Annotated in this window: 1 protein-coding gene; it reads left to right on the plus strand. The window is 45.4% G+C overall.

Annotated elements, in window-relative coordinates; translation table 11 throughout:
• The coding region (locus CHK_RS16730) for an oxygen-binding di-iron domain-containing protein (RefSeq protein WP_046444533.1) at nt 1-280 on the plus strand (280 nt) is incomplete at both ends.

Here is a 280-nt window from a genome sequence, read left to right on the forward strand (position 1 = left end):
ATGTATTGTTGCGGGCGACGGAGTAACGCTTGACCTTGGCAATAAGACGATTGAGTTTATTTCAGCGCCTTATTTACACTGGCCGGATTCCATTTTTACGTATGTGAAGGAGGATGCGTTCCTGTCTTCAGGCGACGTATTCGGGTTCCACTATTCGGCAGGCCAGATATTCGACGACCTTACAAAGCTTGACGCGAATATGATCGCTTCCCAGAAATATTATTTCGATGTGATTATGTCGCCGTTCAAAAGCTATGTTTTGCAGGCGGTTGAAAAGATC

Source organism: Christensenella hongkongensis (assembly GCF_000981035.1).
Taxonomy (GTDB): domain Bacteria; phylum Bacillota; class Clostridia; order Christensenellales; family Christensenellaceae; genus Christensenella; species Christensenella hongkongensis.